General features: G+C 66.8%; 17 protein-coding genes. 6 read left to right on the top strand and 11 right to left on the bottom strand.

The window, feature by feature from the left end; genetic code table 11:
- The 6 genes from JO059_RS00710 to JO059_RS00735 form a co-directional block, all read right to left on the bottom strand.
- Positions 1 to 296, bottom strand: a 296-nt coding sequence (locus JO059_RS00710; protein WP_293313891.1) for an AMP-binding protein, incomplete at its 3' end; no start/stop codon positions are given.
- Between the two features lie 8 nt (positions 297 to 304).
- A complete protein-coding gene (locus tag JO059_RS00715; RefSeq protein WP_293313894.1) occupies positions 305 to 1,180 on the bottom strand; it encodes an enoyl-CoA hydratase-related protein in 876 nt (291 codons plus the stop codon).
- Between the two features lie 5 nt (positions 1,181 to 1,185).
- Entirely contained in the window at positions 1,186 to 1,440 is a 255-nt protein-coding gene (locus JO059_RS00720) for a lipoyl domain-containing protein (protein WP_293313896.1), read from the bottom strand.
- The gene (locus tag JO059_RS00725; RefSeq protein WP_293313899.1) at positions 1,433 to 2,443 is read right to left on the bottom strand and encodes a pyruvate dehydrogenase complex E1 component subunit beta; all 1,011 of its coding nucleotides are present in this window, start codon (positions 2,441 to 2,443) and stop codon (positions 1,433 to 1,435) included. Before JO059_RS00725 ends, JO059_RS00720 begins: the two co-directional genes overlap by 8 nt.
- A 9-nt stretch (positions 2,444 to 2,452) precedes the next feature.
- Positions 2,453 to 3,391, bottom strand: a complete 939-nt coding sequence (locus tag JO059_RS00730) for a thiamine pyrophosphate-dependent dehydrogenase E1 component subunit alpha (RefSeq protein ID WP_293313931.1) — start codon at positions 3,389 to 3,391, stop codon at positions 2,453 to 2,455.
- 84 nt (positions 3,392 to 3,475) lie between these two features.
- Complete coding sequence (locus tag JO059_RS00735) at positions 3,476 to 4,363, bottom strand: mycofactocin-coupled SDR family oxidoreductase (protein WP_293313901.1); 888 nt, start codon at positions 4,361 to 4,363, stop codon at positions 3,476 to 3,478.
- 255 nt (positions 4,364 to 4,618) lie between these two features.
- Here JO059_RS00735 and JO059_RS00740 point away from each other — a divergent pair, with 255 nt between their 5' ends.
- The 4 genes from JO059_RS00740 to JO059_RS00755 all read left to right on the top strand — a co-directional run bounded on the left by JO059_RS00740 (position 4,619) and on the right by JO059_RS00755 (position 8,763).
- Complete coding sequence (locus JO059_RS00740) at positions 4,619 to 5,839, top strand: CaiB/BaiF CoA-transferase family protein (protein WP_293313933.1); 1,221 nt, start codon at positions 4,619 to 4,621, stop codon at positions 5,837 to 5,839.
- A gap of 290 nt (positions 5,840 to 6,129) precedes the next feature.
- Positions 6,130 to 6,420 carry an ANTAR domain-containing protein gene (locus JO059_RS00745; RefSeq protein ID WP_293313903.1) on the top strand — a complete coding sequence of 97 codons (291 nt, stop codon included), beginning with the start codon at positions 6,130 to 6,132 and terminating at the stop codon, positions 6,418 to 6,420.
- Positions 6,421 to 6,592: 172 nt separating this feature from the next.
- On the top strand, positions 6,593 to 7,933 hold the full coding sequence (locus tag JO059_RS00750) for an FAD-binding oxidoreductase (protein WP_293313906.1): 1,341 nt from the start codon (positions 6,593 to 6,595) through the stop codon (positions 7,931 to 7,933).
- Positions 7,933 to 8,763: a hypothetical protein gene (locus JO059_RS00755; RefSeq protein ID WP_293313909.1), complete on the top strand. Its 831-nt coding sequence runs from the start codon at positions 7,933 to 7,935 to the stop codon at positions 8,761 to 8,763. Before JO059_RS00750 ends, JO059_RS00755 begins: the two co-directional genes overlap by 1 nt.
- A gap of 51 nt (positions 8,764 to 8,814) precedes the next feature.
- Here the strand turns inward: JO059_RS00755 and JO059_RS00760 are convergent, their stop codons facing one another.
- The 3 genes from JO059_RS00760 to JO059_RS00770 all read right to left on the bottom strand — a co-directional run bounded on the left by JO059_RS00760 (position 8,815) and on the right by JO059_RS00770 (position 11,860).
- Positions 8,815 to 9,261: a hypothetical protein gene (locus JO059_RS00760; protein WP_293313911.1), complete on the bottom strand. Its 447-nt coding sequence runs from the start codon at positions 9,259 to 9,261 to the stop codon at positions 8,815 to 8,817.
- Between the two features lie 228 nt (positions 9,262 to 9,489).
- Complete coding sequence (locus JO059_RS00765) at positions 9,490 to 9,837, bottom strand: DUF732 domain-containing protein (protein WP_293313914.1); 348 nt, start codon at positions 9,835 to 9,837, stop codon at positions 9,490 to 9,492.
- A 130-nt stretch (positions 9,838 to 9,967) separates the two neighbouring features.
- A complete protein-coding gene (locus JO059_RS00770) occupies positions 9,968 to 11,860 on the bottom strand; it encodes a DUF4407 domain-containing protein (RefSeq protein WP_293313916.1) in 1,893 nt (630 codons plus the stop codon).
- 231 nt (positions 11,861 to 12,091) lie between these two features.
- On the opposite strand from JO059_RS00770, the gene JO059_RS00775 reads away from it, so the two are divergent.
- Positions 12,092 to 12,649 (top strand): hypothetical protein, encoded by a 558-nt coding sequence (locus tag JO059_RS00775; RefSeq protein WP_293313919.1) that lies wholly within the window; start codon positions 12,092 to 12,094, stop codon positions 12,647 to 12,649.
- Positions 12,650 to 12,771: 122 nt separating this feature from the next.
- A complete protein-coding gene (locus JO059_RS00780) occupies positions 12,772 to 13,200 on the top strand; it encodes an SRPBCC family protein (protein ID WP_293313922.1) in 429 nt (142 codons plus the stop codon).
- Positions 13,201 to 13,275: 75 nt separating this feature from the next.
- Here JO059_RS00780 and JO059_RS00785 read toward each other — a convergent pair whose 3' ends face one another.
- Positions 13,276 to 13,746: a nuclear transport factor 2 family protein gene (locus JO059_RS00785; RefSeq protein WP_293313925.1), complete on the bottom strand. Its 471-nt coding sequence runs from the start codon at positions 13,744 to 13,746 to the stop codon at positions 13,276 to 13,278.
- A gap of 25 nt (positions 13,747 to 13,771) precedes the next feature.
- The coding region (locus tag JO059_RS00790) for an LLM class flavin-dependent oxidoreductase (protein WP_293313928.1) at positions 13,772 to 14,182 on the bottom strand (411 nt) is incomplete at its 5' end.

The following is a 14,182-nucleotide window of genomic DNA, read 5'->3' on the forward strand; positions in this document are numbered from 1 at the left end:
ACGGCCTTGGCGTCGGAGTCGTCGATGACGTAGGCGACCTCGTCGGGAGTGAAGTGCGTGTTGACGGGAGTGTAGTAGAGCCCGGAAAGCTGGCAGCCCCAAGTGATTTCGAGGAACTCGGGTCGATTCGGCAGCACCAGCGCCACCCCGTCGCCGCGCCGCAGCCCGGCGGCGTGCAGCGCGGCGGCCACGCGCTGGCTTCTCGCGTAGAGCGCGCCGAACGAGGTCGTGGTGCCGTCGGACATGATCAACGCCGACGACTCTGCGGCCGTGATCGCGTGGTCGGCGATATTCACTTGCGCGCCTAGGGCGTTGCGGCGCCGTCGGTGGACGAGGCGGCCGCGGCCGCCTGGCGGCGCGCCTGCTCGGACGGCAGCACCTTGTCCTTGAACACCTGCTGGATCAGCTCCTGCACGTCCTTGCTGATCGACGCGAGCGCGACGAGGTCGTTGGAGCTCTGCCAGTGCACCCGCATGCCCATCAGCTCCCAGGCGCGCTTGAGGTTGGCCTTGGTGGCCAGCAGCGTGGTCATCGGCGCCTGGGCGATATGGCGGGCGATGGCCTCGACGCGCGACTCCAGCTGGTCGCGCGGGACCACCTCGTTGACCAGCCCGACCTCCAGCGCCTTCTTCGCGTCGATGACCTCTGCCAGGTACAGGTAGTAGGCCGCGCGCCGCCAGTTCATGAAGATCCACGGCTCGATCGAGCACTCACCGGACGGCATGCCGAAGCCTTGCAGGGGCGGATACGAGAAGTACGCGTCCTCCGCGGCGATCACGATGTCGGTCGTCAGCCCGTAATGGGTGCCCCCGCCGACGCAGTAGCCGTGCACCTGCGCAATGGTCGGCTTGGAGAACTCCCACAGGTTCAACACCGGCTTGACGAACAGGTCGGTCTGCGGCTTCCACGGCGTGCCCATGACTTTGGCGCCCTCGACGAATGCCGGGTAGTCGACGGCGTTGTTGCCGATGGCGTGCCCGGAGCAGAAGCCCTTGCCGTTGGCCTTGAGGATCAGCACCTTGATGTCGTAGTCGCGGTCCGCGTCGAGCAGCGCGGCGTCGACCTCCTCGGCCAGCTTCTGGTCCTGCGCGTTGGCCTTCTCGGGCCAGTTGAGCGTGACTCGCGCGATCGGGCCTTCCTTTTCGTAGATGATTCGCTCGCGAGTTTCGTTGAGGTCCATAGGCTTTACCTTCCCCTACCTGTTCCTGAAGTGATGACGCCGATTTCGGCGCCGATGTCGTAGGTGGTTCCGACCCGGCCCGTCCACTGCACGACGCCCGAGGCTCCCGCCTCGATTTCCTGTTCCGCCTTCTCCGTAGCGATCACGTAGATCGGCGTTCCGGCTTCGACATGTTCGCCGGCGTCCACCAGCAGGTCGGTAAGTTCGGCTTCCGAGACGGCCACCGACACCCGCGGAATCCGGATGATGAAGTCAGCCACGGGCTTTGGCCTTCTCCAACGTACCCCTGAACGTGCCGAGTGCCGCTTCGACGATTCGTGCCGACGACGGGTACACCCGAGCCTCGAGCGTCGCGGCGGCCGGGTTGGGGACGAACCGGGCGCCCACCCGCTCGACGGGTGCGGCCAGTTCACCGAACAATTCGGACTGCAGTATCGCGGCGATCTCCGCTCCGGGCCCGGCGAATTGCACGGCGTCGTGGACGATCACGGCCCTCTTGGTCCGCCGGGCGGATCCGACGAGGGTTTCCACGTCGAGCGGGACGAGGGTCCGCAGATCGACCACCTCCGCGCTGATGTCCTGTTGCTGCAACACATCCGCAGCCGCGAGTGCCTCGTGCACGGCACGTCCGTAGCTGATCAACGTCACGTCGCTGCCGGGGCGCTTGATATCGGCGTGACCGAGCGGGATGGAAAATCCGGGTTCGACGGGGACGGCGCCCTTCTTGCCTTGCAGCCGGATCGTCTCGACGAACAGGCAGGGGTCCTCGTCGAAGATCGCCGCCGTCAAAAGGCCTTTGCCGTCGCGCGGGGTGGAAGGCACGATCACCTTCATGCCGGGAATGTGCATGAACCAGGCCTCGAGGCTCTGCGAGTGCGTGGCACCGGTGGCCAGCCCCGCGTAAACCTGGGTGCGGATCGTGATCGGCGCCGTCGTGCGCCCGGCCGTCATGAAGCGCAATTTGGCGGCATTGTTGATCAGCTGATCGGCGGCGATGCCGATGAAATCCATGATCATGATCTCGGCCACCGGCCGCATCCCGTCGATCGCGGCTCCGATCGCGGCGCCGACGATCGCGGCCTCTGAGATGGGCGTGTCCAGCACCCGGTCGTGGCCGTATTTCGTCGACAATCCCGCCGTCGGGCCGGATGCGCCGGGATCGGCGATGTCCTCGCCCAGCAGGAAAACTCGGTCGTCGGCCGCGAGCGCCTCGTCGAGCGCGAGGTTCAGCGCCTCGCGCATGGTCATCTCTCGTTCCGCCATCGCGTGTCCTCAGACCGGAAACTTGATCGGGGTTGCGTACACGTCGCGGTCGAGCTCGTCGATCCCCGGGGCATCGGCGTTCATGACCGCTCGAAGCGCGGTTTCCACGCTCGCGCACGCCTCGTCGTCGATGCGGTCGAGCTCGTCCTGCGTGCAGACGCCGGCCTCGGCGAGGTGCCGGCGAAACCGCGGCACCGGGTCGGCCGCCATGGCCGCGTCCAGCTGATCCTTCGGTATGTAGGGCATCCGGTCACCGAAGTAGTGGCCGCGGAAGCGGAAGGTCACACACTCGATGAAGGTGGGTCCCTCACCGGCACGCGCGCGCCGCAGGGCCTCGTCGAGCGCCGACTGCACCGCCAGCGGGTCGTTACCGTCGACGCGCACGCCCGGCATGCCGTAACCGGCGGCGCGTTCGGCGACGTGCTTAATCTTCATGGTGTCCGACGTCGGCGTCATCTCGGCGAACAGGTTGTTCTGGCACACAAATACCAGCGGCAGGTCCCACAGCGCGGCCATGTTCGCCGCCTCGTGAAACGAGCCGGTGTTCGTCGCCCCGTCGCCGAAGCTGACCACCGTGACGCGATCAAGGCCCTTGCGCTTCGCGGCCATCGCCAGCCCCACCGCGACCGGCGGTCCGGCGCCGACGATCCCGGTCGAGAGCATGATCCCCTTGCCTGGGTTGGCGATGTGCATGGTGCCGCCCTTGCCCCGGCTCGCGCCGACGGTGCGGCCCATCATCTCGCCGTAGATCTCCTCGAGGGGAACGCCCTTGCCGAGGAGGTCGTGCAAACCGCGGTAGGTCGTCACCAGCTGGTCGTCGGGCCGCAGCGCCACGCCCATCGCGGCCGCGATGGCCTCTTGGCCGCGCGACGGCCAGTACACGCACATGAATTCGCCGGTTCCGATGCCCTTGGAGAGCCGGTCGTCGGCCGCCTTCATCAGGGCCATCAGTTCGTAGAGGCGGCGCTCAACCGCTGCCACGGGGTGGCCTCCGCTCACCGACTTCTTCCAATTTCATTGCGCGGCAGCATGTCACGCGCCCGACCAGGGCTTGACCTTGAGGAAGCCACCCGCGTCGACGCGCAGCTGTTGACCGGTGATGTAGCGCGCCGCGTCGGAAGCCAGAAACAACACGGCCTCGCTGATGTCCTCGGGTTCGACGTACGGGACCGGCATCGCCTGGACTACGGGAAAGACGGGTTCGGCGTCCTCGCGGGTCGGTTCCTTGAGGTCAGGCCGAAACGCCCGGTACATGGGTGCGCTGTGCAACATGTCGGTGTTGACGTTCGTCGGATGCACCGCGTTCATCCGAATGGAGAACTTGGCCAGCGCCAACGCGAAGTCGTTGACATAGTGTGCGGCAGCGAGTTTCGCGAACGCATAGCCCGCCCCGCCCGGACCGCCGGCCCCGCTCTCAGCGCTGGAGGTGTTGAGAGACGACATGAATGCCGCATTGGACCCGATCACGACGATCGACGCGCCGGCTTGCAGATGTTTGAGGGTCGCGTGCACGAGGTTGAGCACGCCGATGAGGTCGACGTCCACGGCGTCGGCGAACGCCTGGGGCGGCAGCCCCGCGGTGAGCGGACAGATGCCGGCGTTGGCGACCACGATGTCGAGATGGCCGAATTCGGCGACACCCTGGTCGATCGCGGCGCTCAGGGCCGCCCGGTCGCGGACGTCGGCGATCGCGGTGACCGCGCGCCGGCCCTCCTTTTCCACCAATCGCGCCGTCTCGTCGAGGTCTTCGGGCCGGGCCAGCGGGTACTCGTTGGTTCCGATGTCCGCGCACAGGTCGACCGCGATGATGTCGGCGCCCTCCGCGGCCAATAGTCGTGCATGGGAACGTCCCTGACCGCGCGCGGCCCCACTGATCACTGCGACCTTGCCGGCTACCCGGCCCCCCGCTACCCGGTCCATAGCCCGCCGTCTTTCACACTGATCATTTCCGGGCCCATTTGCGCGCCTATTTCAGCGACTTGCGCTGGGGCCCAAAGAATTTCACAACCAATGCAGAGCCTCACCGCTTCGCGGACCGGGATCGGACCAATGGTCGGCTCCATCGCATCTCTTCCACGAAAAAACTGCGCGTGGCTGCAGCCGGGCTATCGATAACCCTTAGAGTAGCTAGAATATCTAAAATAGCAAGAAATGGTCTCGGAGCGAGGGGTCGTGATGGCTGGGGTGCTGAGCGGTGTCCGAGTGGTCGAGTTGGCTTCGTGGACGTACGTACCCTCGGCCGGCGCCGCGCTGTCGGACTGGGGCGCCGACGTGATCAAGGTGGAAGGCGTCGCCTCGGGCGACCCCGGACGTGCGCTGGTGGTCGGCGGCTTCACCCGCGAAGCCGCCCGCCCGGATGCCGACTTCATCCTCGAGTTGGGCAATCGCGGCAAGCGCAGTATCGCCATCGACATCAAGTCCGAAATGGGTCGCGAGCTGTTCGGCCGGCTGCTGGCCAGTGCGGATGTCTTCCTGACCAATTGGCTGCCCGGCGCACTCGAGAGGGCGCGGCTCACCGTCGAGGATATCCGGGCGTTCAACCCGAAGATCATCATCGCCCGGGGCACGGGGTTGGGGGTGCGCGGCCCGGATCGCGATCGGGGCGGCTTCGACGCCGCCACCTATTTGGCGCGCGGCGGGGTCGCCTACACCCTCACGCCCTTCGGCAGCGAGACGCCCGCCGTTCAGGGTCCGGCGTTCGGCGACCTGCAGGGCGGCGCCACGCTGGCAGGCGGCGTCTGTGCGGCGCTGTTCCACCGGGAGCGGACCGGTGAACCGACGATCGTCGACTCCTCGCTCCTGGCCCAGGCGATGTGGGCCATTGCGCCGTCAATCTCGGCGGCCGATTTCTTCGATATCGACGGCATTCCCGGCGCGCCGCCCGGCTTGGCGATCAATCCGCTGGTGAACAGGTACAAGACCAAAGACGGCAGGTGGATTCAGCTGGTCTTCCTGCAGCCGGACAAGTATTGGGCCGGCTTCTGCGAACGCATGGGCCTGGCCGAGTTGGCCACCGACGAACGATTCGTGCCCTCGAGCAACCTGATAGCCAACGCCGCCGCCGCGACCGAGATAGTGGCGAATGCCTTTGCGGCCCATAACCTTGCGCACTGGCAGAAGGTTCTCGAGGACGAACCGGGTGTGTGGGGCGCGTTGGCGACGCCACGGGAAACCCTCAATGACCCGCAGGTCGAACCGAATGGATACGTGGTGACGAACGTCGACGATCATGGTGAGAAGTACCGGATCGTCGCCGCGCCAGTCCAATTCAACGAAACGCCGCCAGATCCCGCCCGCGCCCCCGAGCACGGGCAGCACACCGAGGACATTCTGCTCGAACTCGACGTCGACTGGGACGACATAGCAAGGGCGAAAGACCTCAACGCCATCCTGTGATCAGCACGCCATCACAAAAGCATTCGGGTCGGGAGACCCTCATCGCCGGCTTCGACACACCACTAGCGCTCGCACGCTGATTCGCCGGACGTTTGCCACCGCGGCCCGACGGGCTCGTCGGGTGCTACCGGCTGGTCCCGAAACGGTCACAGGTGCGTACCGATGCACACGACGATCTGGCACCAGGGCCGCGGATGCACAAATCATGGCAAGGGCGTCACTGAGAACCACGGCCGTGCGTCGTGCTCACCCGACCGATTTCGTCAGGCGCCACAGGAGGTATCGACACTATGATGGCGAACTGGGTTCCCGCCCAGACTTCGTATGGCCCCAGCTCCGGCCGTATTCTCGACACGGCGCGGGGGATCCTCATCGGTCTTCGGCGTTGCCCAGCACACGCCGCGTTCGATGAATTGCACAGTGCGGCGCAACGTCACCGGGTGCCGGTGTTCGCGATGGCGTGGGCGCTGGTTCACCTGGCGGGCGAGGGGGAGAAGACACCCAGCTTCGTCGATGCGCAGTCCGCGGCTCGCCACGAGTGGGGCTCGCTGTTCGCCAGGTCGACCGCCGCGACACATTGAGCTTGGCACGGCCGGGGTCCCCTCGGGGGGTGCTGCGGCCGTGCCAACCCCACGTCGGCACCGACCGACCGGACGTCCAGTTGAGTGATTCTTCGTCCCAGGACACCACGCGTCCACTATGGTCCGCATCGCGGACCACCAAGGACGCGACTGCGGGAGCGAAGGAGCCTAGATGAGCGCGCTACCGGCCGGGCGGCACTTCTTCCGCGGCGACGACGGGTATGAGGCCGCCCGCCGCGGCACGGTGTGGCACCAGGGGGTCCCCGAGCGCTATCCCGAGGTGATCGTTCAGGCCGTCGACGCCGAGGACATCGTCGCGGGCATCCGCTACGCGAAGGCCAACGGCCATCGCGTCAGCGTCGTCTCCGGCGGACACAGCTTCGCGGCCAGCCATCTGCGCGACGGCGCCGTCTTGCTCGACGTCAGCCGCCTCGATCACGCAACCATCGACGCCGAGAAGCGTCTGGCGGTGGTAGGGCCGGGCAAGGGCGGCAGCCTGCTCATGGCCGATCTGGAGGCACAGGACCTCTTTTTCCCGGGGGGGCACTGCAAGGGTGTGTGCGTCGGCGGCTACCTGCTGCAGGGGGGCTACGGCTGGAACAGCCGCGTCGTCGGCCCCGCCTGCGAGAGCGTCATCGGGCTTGACATCATCACCGCCGACGGCGAGCAGATCCACTGCGACGCGGACAACCACGCCGACCTTTACTGGGCCGCCCGCGGTGCGGGCCCTGGTTTTTTCGGCGTGGTGACCTCATTTCATCTGAAGCTCTACCCGCGCCCCGCTGTTTGTGGCACCAGCCTGTACGTCTACCCCTGGGACGTGGCCGACGAGATTTACACCTGGGCGCGGGGCATCAGCGCCGAAGTGGACCGTCGCGTCGAAATGCAGATCCTTGCCACCCGCGCGGTCCCGGAGATGGGCCTCGACGTCCCGGCGATCGTGTGCATGTCGCCGGCGTTCGCCGACTCGGAAGCGGAGGCCCAGAAGGCCCTCGCGATATTCGGCACGTGCCCGGTCGCGGATCGAGCCCTGGTCAAAAACCCTTACCTGCAAATCGGTTTGGACACCTGGTACGACGTCGTGATGACGCATTACCTGAGCGACCACCGCTACGCCGCGGACAACATGTGGACGTCGGCGTCGGCGGATGAACTGCTGCCCGGTATCCGGACGATCCTGCACACGATGCCGCCGCACCCGTCGCACTTCCTCTGGCTGAACTGGGGGCCGTCCCCGCCGCGCCAAGACATGGCCTACAGCATCGAAGACGAGATCTACCTGGCGCTCTATGGGTCGTGGAAGGACGCCGGCGACACCGATCAGTACGGTGACTGGGCACGGTCCAATATGGCTGCGATGTCCCACCTGGCCACCGGCATTCAGCTCGCCGACGAAAACCTCGGCCAGCGTCCGGCGCGGTTCGCGACCGATGAGGCCATGGACCGCCTCGACAAGGCCCGCGCCGCATACGACCCCGGCGGCCTGTTCAACAGTTGGATGGGACGACTCTGATGACGAGCGCCCTTTACCTCGGCTATCGCAACGACGACGCGAACACGCCGTTCGGCAAATTCTTCAAACCCGAGATGGCCCCGCTGCCAAAGCATGTCGTCGAAGCCCTGGAATACGGCCCGCAGGGGGGGATGGTGTTGCCGGCCTTCGAGGACGCCGCCCTTGTCGCCGACGAGGGATACCAGCAGACCGAGAACGGCTACGGAATTCTCGAGGACGGCGGCTTCCAGGTGTCGGTACGCACCGACATGCCCGGGGTGACACCGGTGATGTGGACCTGGTGGTTCGGGTGGCACGGTGGCGACACGCGCCGCTACAAGTTGTGGCATCCGCGGGCGCACCTTTCCGCCGCCTGGAAGGACGCCGGACAGGACGCGCAGGACGTTGACGACGCGGGCCAGCGGGGCGCCCGGCGATACATCGGCCGTTGCTCGATGATCAGCGAGTACATCGGCTCGGTAAGGCTCAATGGCGCAATCCAATTCGTCGAACCGGGCAGCATGGGCCTGCCGCCCGACAGCGAGAATGCTGTCGCAATCTGCGCCCGGCTGGGCTCCGGGGACGGCCCCCTGGACGTCGGATGGTTCGTCCACCACATCCGGTCGACGCCCGGCGGGGCCGAGATGCGGTCACGTTTCTGGGTGGGCGGGCCCTACATCGAGGTGCGTCATGCCCCGGGCATGGCGTCGCGGGCCGTGCGTCCGATCGCGTCGCGCATCCTCGGGTTCCCGGAAGCGACCGCCCGCAACCTGCTGGTGCACTGCGCGCAGGAGATGAATCACCTGGCGGGTTTTCTGCCGGAGCTCTACGCCGCCTTCGGCGACGAGTAGACCGCTACATGGAGCGCTCGCCCTGATGACACTCGGGTATTTGTACCCTCATCACAATGTGTTCGGCGGGTGGGGCGCTCCCATCACGATGAACGCCTCGACCGTCGTGGCCTGCTCGAAGCCCTCGACTTCCACCCGCCATTCGTAAATCCCAGGCTCCAGGGGTATGCCACCGGGGATGTTGAGGGTGAGCGGCATGCGGACAGAAGTGCCGTGTATGGCCCCTGGGGGGCGTCCCGCCTCGGCGGACGCCTCGAACGAGATCGGCTGTGGCCCCTGAGTTCCCATCACCACCACCGGGTCGCCGTCGGTGGTCAATAATTGGCAGGTCAACTTGTGCTGCTTGTTGGTCTCGTCCCAGTCGATGTCCAAAAACAACACCAAAGCAAAAGGGGGCGTGGGTGTTTGGCATTGCCGCCAGCCCAGGCCCAGGGCATGGACCTTTCCGGATTGAACGTCGGCCTGAGCCGCGTCCGCGAGGAGCAGGCTGATTTTCATGCGTCGGCCGCAGCGCCGATCGATCTTTCTGGTGTCACCGCGAGCTCCTGCCCTGCCGTTGCCGCCGCCTCAAGAGGTCGGGGATCGTTCTCCCGCGTCTTGTTCGGTGGATCATACCTGCGGCGGCTTCGGCGACCCGGGCGTGCTCAGGGTGACGCGCTGCGCGCACGCGTGCGGCGTGCCGACCGTCGGCGGTTGGGCCGGACGCGGACCCGCGCGCCGATTGGGCTAAGCGGCACCGCCCTTCGGCGGTGGGCCCTGGTCCTCGGTTTGGGTCAGCTTTTCCGGGCAGTACGCGGAAGCCGCGATGGCCGCGAACTTGGCGGCACCCAGCCCCTGGAAACCCGGATTACGCTCCTGCAAGTTCTTGACGATTTCCTCGCCGTCCATTCCGCCGTCGGCCAGGCTGCAGACCTGTTTGCCGGCCGTTATCGCCCGGTCGGGGTTCAGGTACGTGAGTCCCGCCTGCGAAAGCGCATTGAGGAAGCTTTGATCTTTGCTGTCGGGATCGGCGTAGCCCGGGGCGGCGGTAGCGATCACCGCCGCGACGCTAGCCAGCAGCAGTAGGAGTCTCATAGTTTCGTGATTGTCGCAAAGCCGCGCCGAGCATGCATCCGCTGCGGCCAACGCGACGTTAACGCCGGCTGGCCAACAGCTGGCCTCCCGATGAAGTCTCGAGGATCGCTGGATTGCACTGCGAAGACGGCTATTCCGGGTCGCGTGCGGGCGGAAGCTGACGCGGGCCCTGGGGTGGACGCAGCTCGCGCGGCCCCTCTCGCTCTGTCAACTCCGGCCGTCGGTCGTGCTGCGCGACGCCGAGCGACAACTCGTCAATGTCCTTGGCGGCCAAGGGCGCCGGCGACGAGTGCCGCGCCTGGCTGGCCAGCTGATGGGACGGCCGGTAGTCGGTCTGGTGGCCGGGCTGTTGGCGCGACGACGCGATCCAGCCGGTGGCCGAAGGGGTTTCGGCGGCCACGGTGTGGCGAGGTGCCGTCTCGGCGGGTTCGGAGCTTTCGGAGTCGACCGTCACCTTGCGGTGCCGTTTGAGCGAGAACGTGATCTCCTCGACCTCTTCGAAGACCTGCCGCGCAGTGCGCAGCGGCTGGGCCGTGGTGTCGATTACCCGCGCGACGAACGGCGGAACCAGCGGGCGGATCCACCGCGCCGCGGCCTTGGTGGCGTCCGGAATCGACGGGATCAAGGGCGTCGCCCGCTCCGCATGCGGCGCAACCTGGCCGCTTGGCTGGGCCGGCGCCGGCAGGTTGGTGGCATGCTCCTCGCTGGCGTCAACATCCGGTCCGGCGTGCGTGCCCGCGGGAAACTGGGTGATCGCTCGGCTGGCCGCCTCAGCTTCCGCGGCGATCGGTAGGTACATGTCGTCCTCCACTGCTTCGTCGACTGGGTCGAAGGTACGTTGCGACGACGTGCGCACCGGGCCCTCGAGGGCTTCCGTTACTCGTCGGCGTTGGTGTTCACGGTCGATTTCGGTCTGGGCTTCGATGGCAAGCCGGGCCTGCGTGAGTTGGTGCTCGGCCCACATGATTTCGGCTTCGCGGCGAACCTCGGCCCGCTTGATGGCGATCGCGGTCTCGGCGTTCAGCTCCGCGCGCTCACGCTCCGCATGAGCCGTCGCGTGCCGATCGTGGGTCGTCTCTCCGCGCCACAACCGCATGATCAACGGGAGCAGGTAGAGCAGGACGAAGAACGCGGTCGTCAGCAGCCGCAGCACCCACGCTCCACCGGCGGCGAAGGTGAGGTCGTTCATGGCCACCCAGCGTGCCCCGAGGCCCCGACCGGCGTCCGCGACAACGTCGTGTCGTGCCTTGTCCAGAGCCTGTTCATCGCGGGCGATGTTGGCGTCCAGCTCGGGTGCCTGCCGGTCGCGAGCCGCCAACGCGTCGTCGAGTTCACGCTGCGCGTCAGCGAGAACCTCATTCGCCGTTCGTGATTCGGGCCCGGTACCCGGATCGCCGGTGATCCGTGTCTGCGGGCATCCCGGCGTCGGGTGGTATTCGCAGCGCGCGGTGACCAACGCCTGGTCCTGCCGCTGACGAGCTTGTGCGACCGCGGTGTCGAGTCGACCCCTTGCGTCTCTGGTTTGCTGGAGGGCCGCCGACGCCTGCGCGACGGCGGGCGCCGAGTCGGCGTTGCGCAACGCCCTTTCGTCCAATCGACGATCGATGGAGCTGGAAAACAGGACGAGCGCGGCGAGCTCGCCGACGACGATGCCGACCGCGATCGCGACGGCCGCGCGACCCGCTATCTGAGACCGGCCCCGGCGGGGAGCGCCCGCGACGCCCCGGGTCACGCCCCCGACCAGCAGAGCGAAGACGAGCGTGACCGGCACGATTGCCGGCATCGACCAGCGCGTCGACTCGCTCACCGCCAGGGCCGCGACCAGCCAGGCCAGCACCGCCCCCACGAGGACGACCGCCCCGGCCCCGGGCGCCCCCGCCTCGGCGGCCCCAGCTTCCGGGGCGTGGGTGGACCGCTCGCGGCGCTGATCGGGTTCGCGCCGGTGTCCGCCGCCCAACCAGGTGAGCGAAGCCCCGATCCAGGACCCCAGCGAGCGCGGCTCAGCAACTTCCTGGGCGCACATTTGCGTCAAACACCTCCAAGTCTTCCCAGCCTCGCAGCCCGGCGGTCGACACACCGAATCCAAGCGCCTGTCTGTGGTGTGGTTCACAGCAAAAAACGGCGAGCCCGATCACATCCTCGTGATGGCCGGTCACTTTCCTCGCCGCGTCCGGGCCGCATCCGACGCGAAACTCGCTGCGATGCGAGCAGATCAGCGACTGTTCCGGCAGGCGACGTGAGACGGTATAAGCCTATGCAAAATCATGATTATGTCACCTACGAGCAGTTCGGCCGCCGATTCTTCGAGGTCGCCGTGACGCCCGAGCGTGTCGGGGCCGCCTTTGCCGATATCGCCGGCAACGAATTCGCGATGGAGCCGATTGCTCAGGGTCCGGGCGGGATCGCCAAGGTCAGCGCCCACGTCAAGATTCATGAGCCCCGGGTGACCCGACGCCTGGGGGACATCATCACCTTCGTCATCCACATTCCGCTGTCGATCGATCTGCTGCTCGATCTGAGGCTCGACAAGCAGCGGTTCATAGTCTCCGGCGACATCCAATTGCGCGCCACGGCGCGAGCCGCCGAACCGCTACTTCTGATCGTCGATGTGGCCAAGCCCCGGCCCTCCGACATCACCGTCAATGTGTCGTCGAAGTCCTTTCGCGGCGAGGTGTTGCGCATCCTGGCCGGCGTCGACGGCGAGATCCGGCGATTCGTCGCGCAGTACGTGGCCGACGAGATCGACGCGCCGCATTCCCAGGCCGCACAGGTCATCGACGTCGCTCACCAGTTGGACGAGGCCTGGCCTTAGCAACCCCGGCAATCGAGCGGACACCCAAATGGGCGTTTATCGGTTCGGCCCGCCCGGGTATGCGAATTCAGGCGTTCGGCGCGACGCCGCATCGTCACCGGATCCGGGAGGAGCGAGGAGACTTGGCAAGAGTAGATGTTTCGACCTCGTCGGACGTGTCACCGACGACCGCCTGGAAGCTGGCTTCCGACTTGGATCGGTTCGGCGAGTGGCTGACCATCTTCGGCGGCTGGCGCGGACCGGTGCCGTCGAAGATCGAAGAGGGGACCTGTGTCTCGTCCTGCATCAAGGTCAAGGGCTTTCGCAACGTCATTCACTGGAAGGTCACTCGTTACGAGGAACCGAGATCGGTTGAGCTACAGGGCCGCGGCCGCGGCGGGATCCGGATTTCGGTCGGCCTGGACATCAGCGGCGACGACTCCGGGTCGAAATTTCATCTCACCGCCGACTTGCAGGGCGGTGTGCTCTCCGGGCCGGTCGGTGGACTGGTCGCCAGGGTGCTTCGGTCCGATGTGCGCAAGTCGGTCGACAACCTCGCCGCCCTGCGATAGCCGTCGCGGCGGCATGGCCCACCCGAAAGCCGTTACGCGCTAAAGAGTTTGGTGTCCTGGAACTGGACGCCACGCTTAGGCCGGGTCGCGCGGCAGCAACCGGCGGATCGGCCTGGTCTCGAGGGCCTGGATCGTCAACGCCCGGCGGCCGATGCGCCAGACCGCATCGGTGAGCACGTAGTCGTCGTCATAGCGCAGATGCCACACCACGTCGCGCGCCTCGTCCCCATGCGGAGTCCAATGATGAGCGATGCACGCGATACGGCCACGGGCGACGCCGGGCCGGGCGCCGGCGTCGTAGACCTCGCCGATGATCGCGTGTTCTGTCCGGGTGACCGTGGCCGCGGCGGCGACGGCCGCCGCGATGGCCCGGTGACCGCGGTGGAAGTGGACCGGCTCGAGCGCCGCCGGCGGGTCGGGCACCAACAGCTCACCACTCGGGATGAAAAGCTCTGTCACACAGTCGAATTGCCGATCGTCGACACCGGCCGCATATCGGTGAACCACATCGCTGAGCGCCGCACGGTCTTCGACTGAAAGGCTCATCGCTGCCGGGCCGGGTTCGAAAGCTTCACGACGGCAACGACAACCGCTGTGCGCATGCGGACAACATGTCCTTCGCCTGTTCGATATCGCTGGTCGGCGGCATCGCCAACACGATCCGGTCCGCGCCCTGATCGATGAGGCCGCCCGCGCGCTCGGCATCGATCTTGGTCACCAGGTGGCCCAATGACAGTTCCAGGGAAGACGGATCGCGCCCCACCGACGAGGCCTCTTCCCGCATCACAGCGATCAGCGACGCGAGTCTTGGGCCGGTCACACCCAGCGGCTGAAAGCCATCTCCAAGGCGCCCGGCCCGGCGGGCGGCGGCCCGGCTGTGGCCACCGATGTGAATCGGAAGTCGTTCGCCTGCAATGGGTTTCGGATAACACATGACGTCGTCGAAGCTGAAGAATTCGCCGTGGTACGAAACCCCCTGCGG

Source organism: Mycobacterium sp. (genome assembly GCF_019247615.1).
Taxonomy (GTDB): domain Bacteria; phylum Actinomycetota; class Actinomycetes; order Mycobacteriales; family Mycobacteriaceae; genus Mycobacterium.

Excerpts from the sequence above, each read along its gene's own strand:
- JO059_RS00750 (WP_293313906.1), top strand. The coding sequence starts at position 6,593 with ATGAGCGCGCTACCGGCCGGGCGGCACTTCTTCCGCGGCGACGACGGG.
- JO059_RS00755 (WP_293313909.1), top strand. The coding sequence starts at position 7,933 with ATGACGAGCGCCCTTTACCTCGGCTATCGCAACGACGACGCGAACACG.
- JO059_RS00770 (WP_293313916.1), bottom strand. The coding sequence starts at position 11,860 with ATGTGCGCCCAGGAAGTTGCTGAGCCGCGCTCGCTGGGGTCCTGGATC.
- JO059_RS00715 (WP_293313894.1), bottom strand. The coding sequence starts at position 1,180 with ATGGACCTCAACGAAACTCGCGAGCGAATCATCTACGAAAAGGAAGGC.
- JO059_RS00725 (WP_293313899.1), bottom strand. The coding sequence starts at position 2,443 with ATGGCGGAACGAGAGATGACCATGCGCGAGGCGCTGAACCTCGCGCTC.
- JO059_RS00785 (WP_293313925.1), bottom strand. The coding sequence starts at position 13,746 with ATGAGCCTTTCAGTCGAAGACCGTGCGGCGCTCAGCGATGTGGTTCAC.
- JO059_RS00740 (WP_293313933.1), top strand. The coding sequence starts at position 4,619 with ATGGCTGGGGTGCTGAGCGGTGTCCGAGTGGTCGAGTTGGCTTCGTGG.
- JO059_RS00745 (WP_293313903.1), top strand. The coding sequence starts at position 6,130 with ATGATGGCGAACTGGGTTCCCGCCCAGACTTCGTATGGCCCCAGCTCC.
- JO059_RS00775 (WP_293313919.1), top strand. The coding sequence starts at position 12,092 with ATGCAAAATCATGATTATGTCACCTACGAGCAGTTCGGCCGCCGATTC.
- JO059_RS00765 (WP_293313914.1), bottom strand. The coding sequence starts at position 9,837 with ATGAGACTCCTACTGCTGCTGGCTAGCGTCGCGGCGGTGATCGCTACC.
- JO059_RS00760 (WP_293313911.1), bottom strand. The coding sequence starts at position 9,261 with ATGAAAATCAGCCTGCTCCTCGCGGACGCGGCTCAGGCCGACGTTCAA.
- JO059_RS00730 (WP_293313931.1), bottom strand. The coding sequence starts at position 3,391 with ATGGCCCTGATGAAGGCGGCCGACGACCGGCTCTCCAAGGGCATCGGA.
- JO059_RS00735 (WP_293313901.1), bottom strand. The coding sequence starts at position 4,363 with ATGGACCGGGTAGCGGGGGGCCGGGTAGCCGGCAAGGTCGCAGTGATC.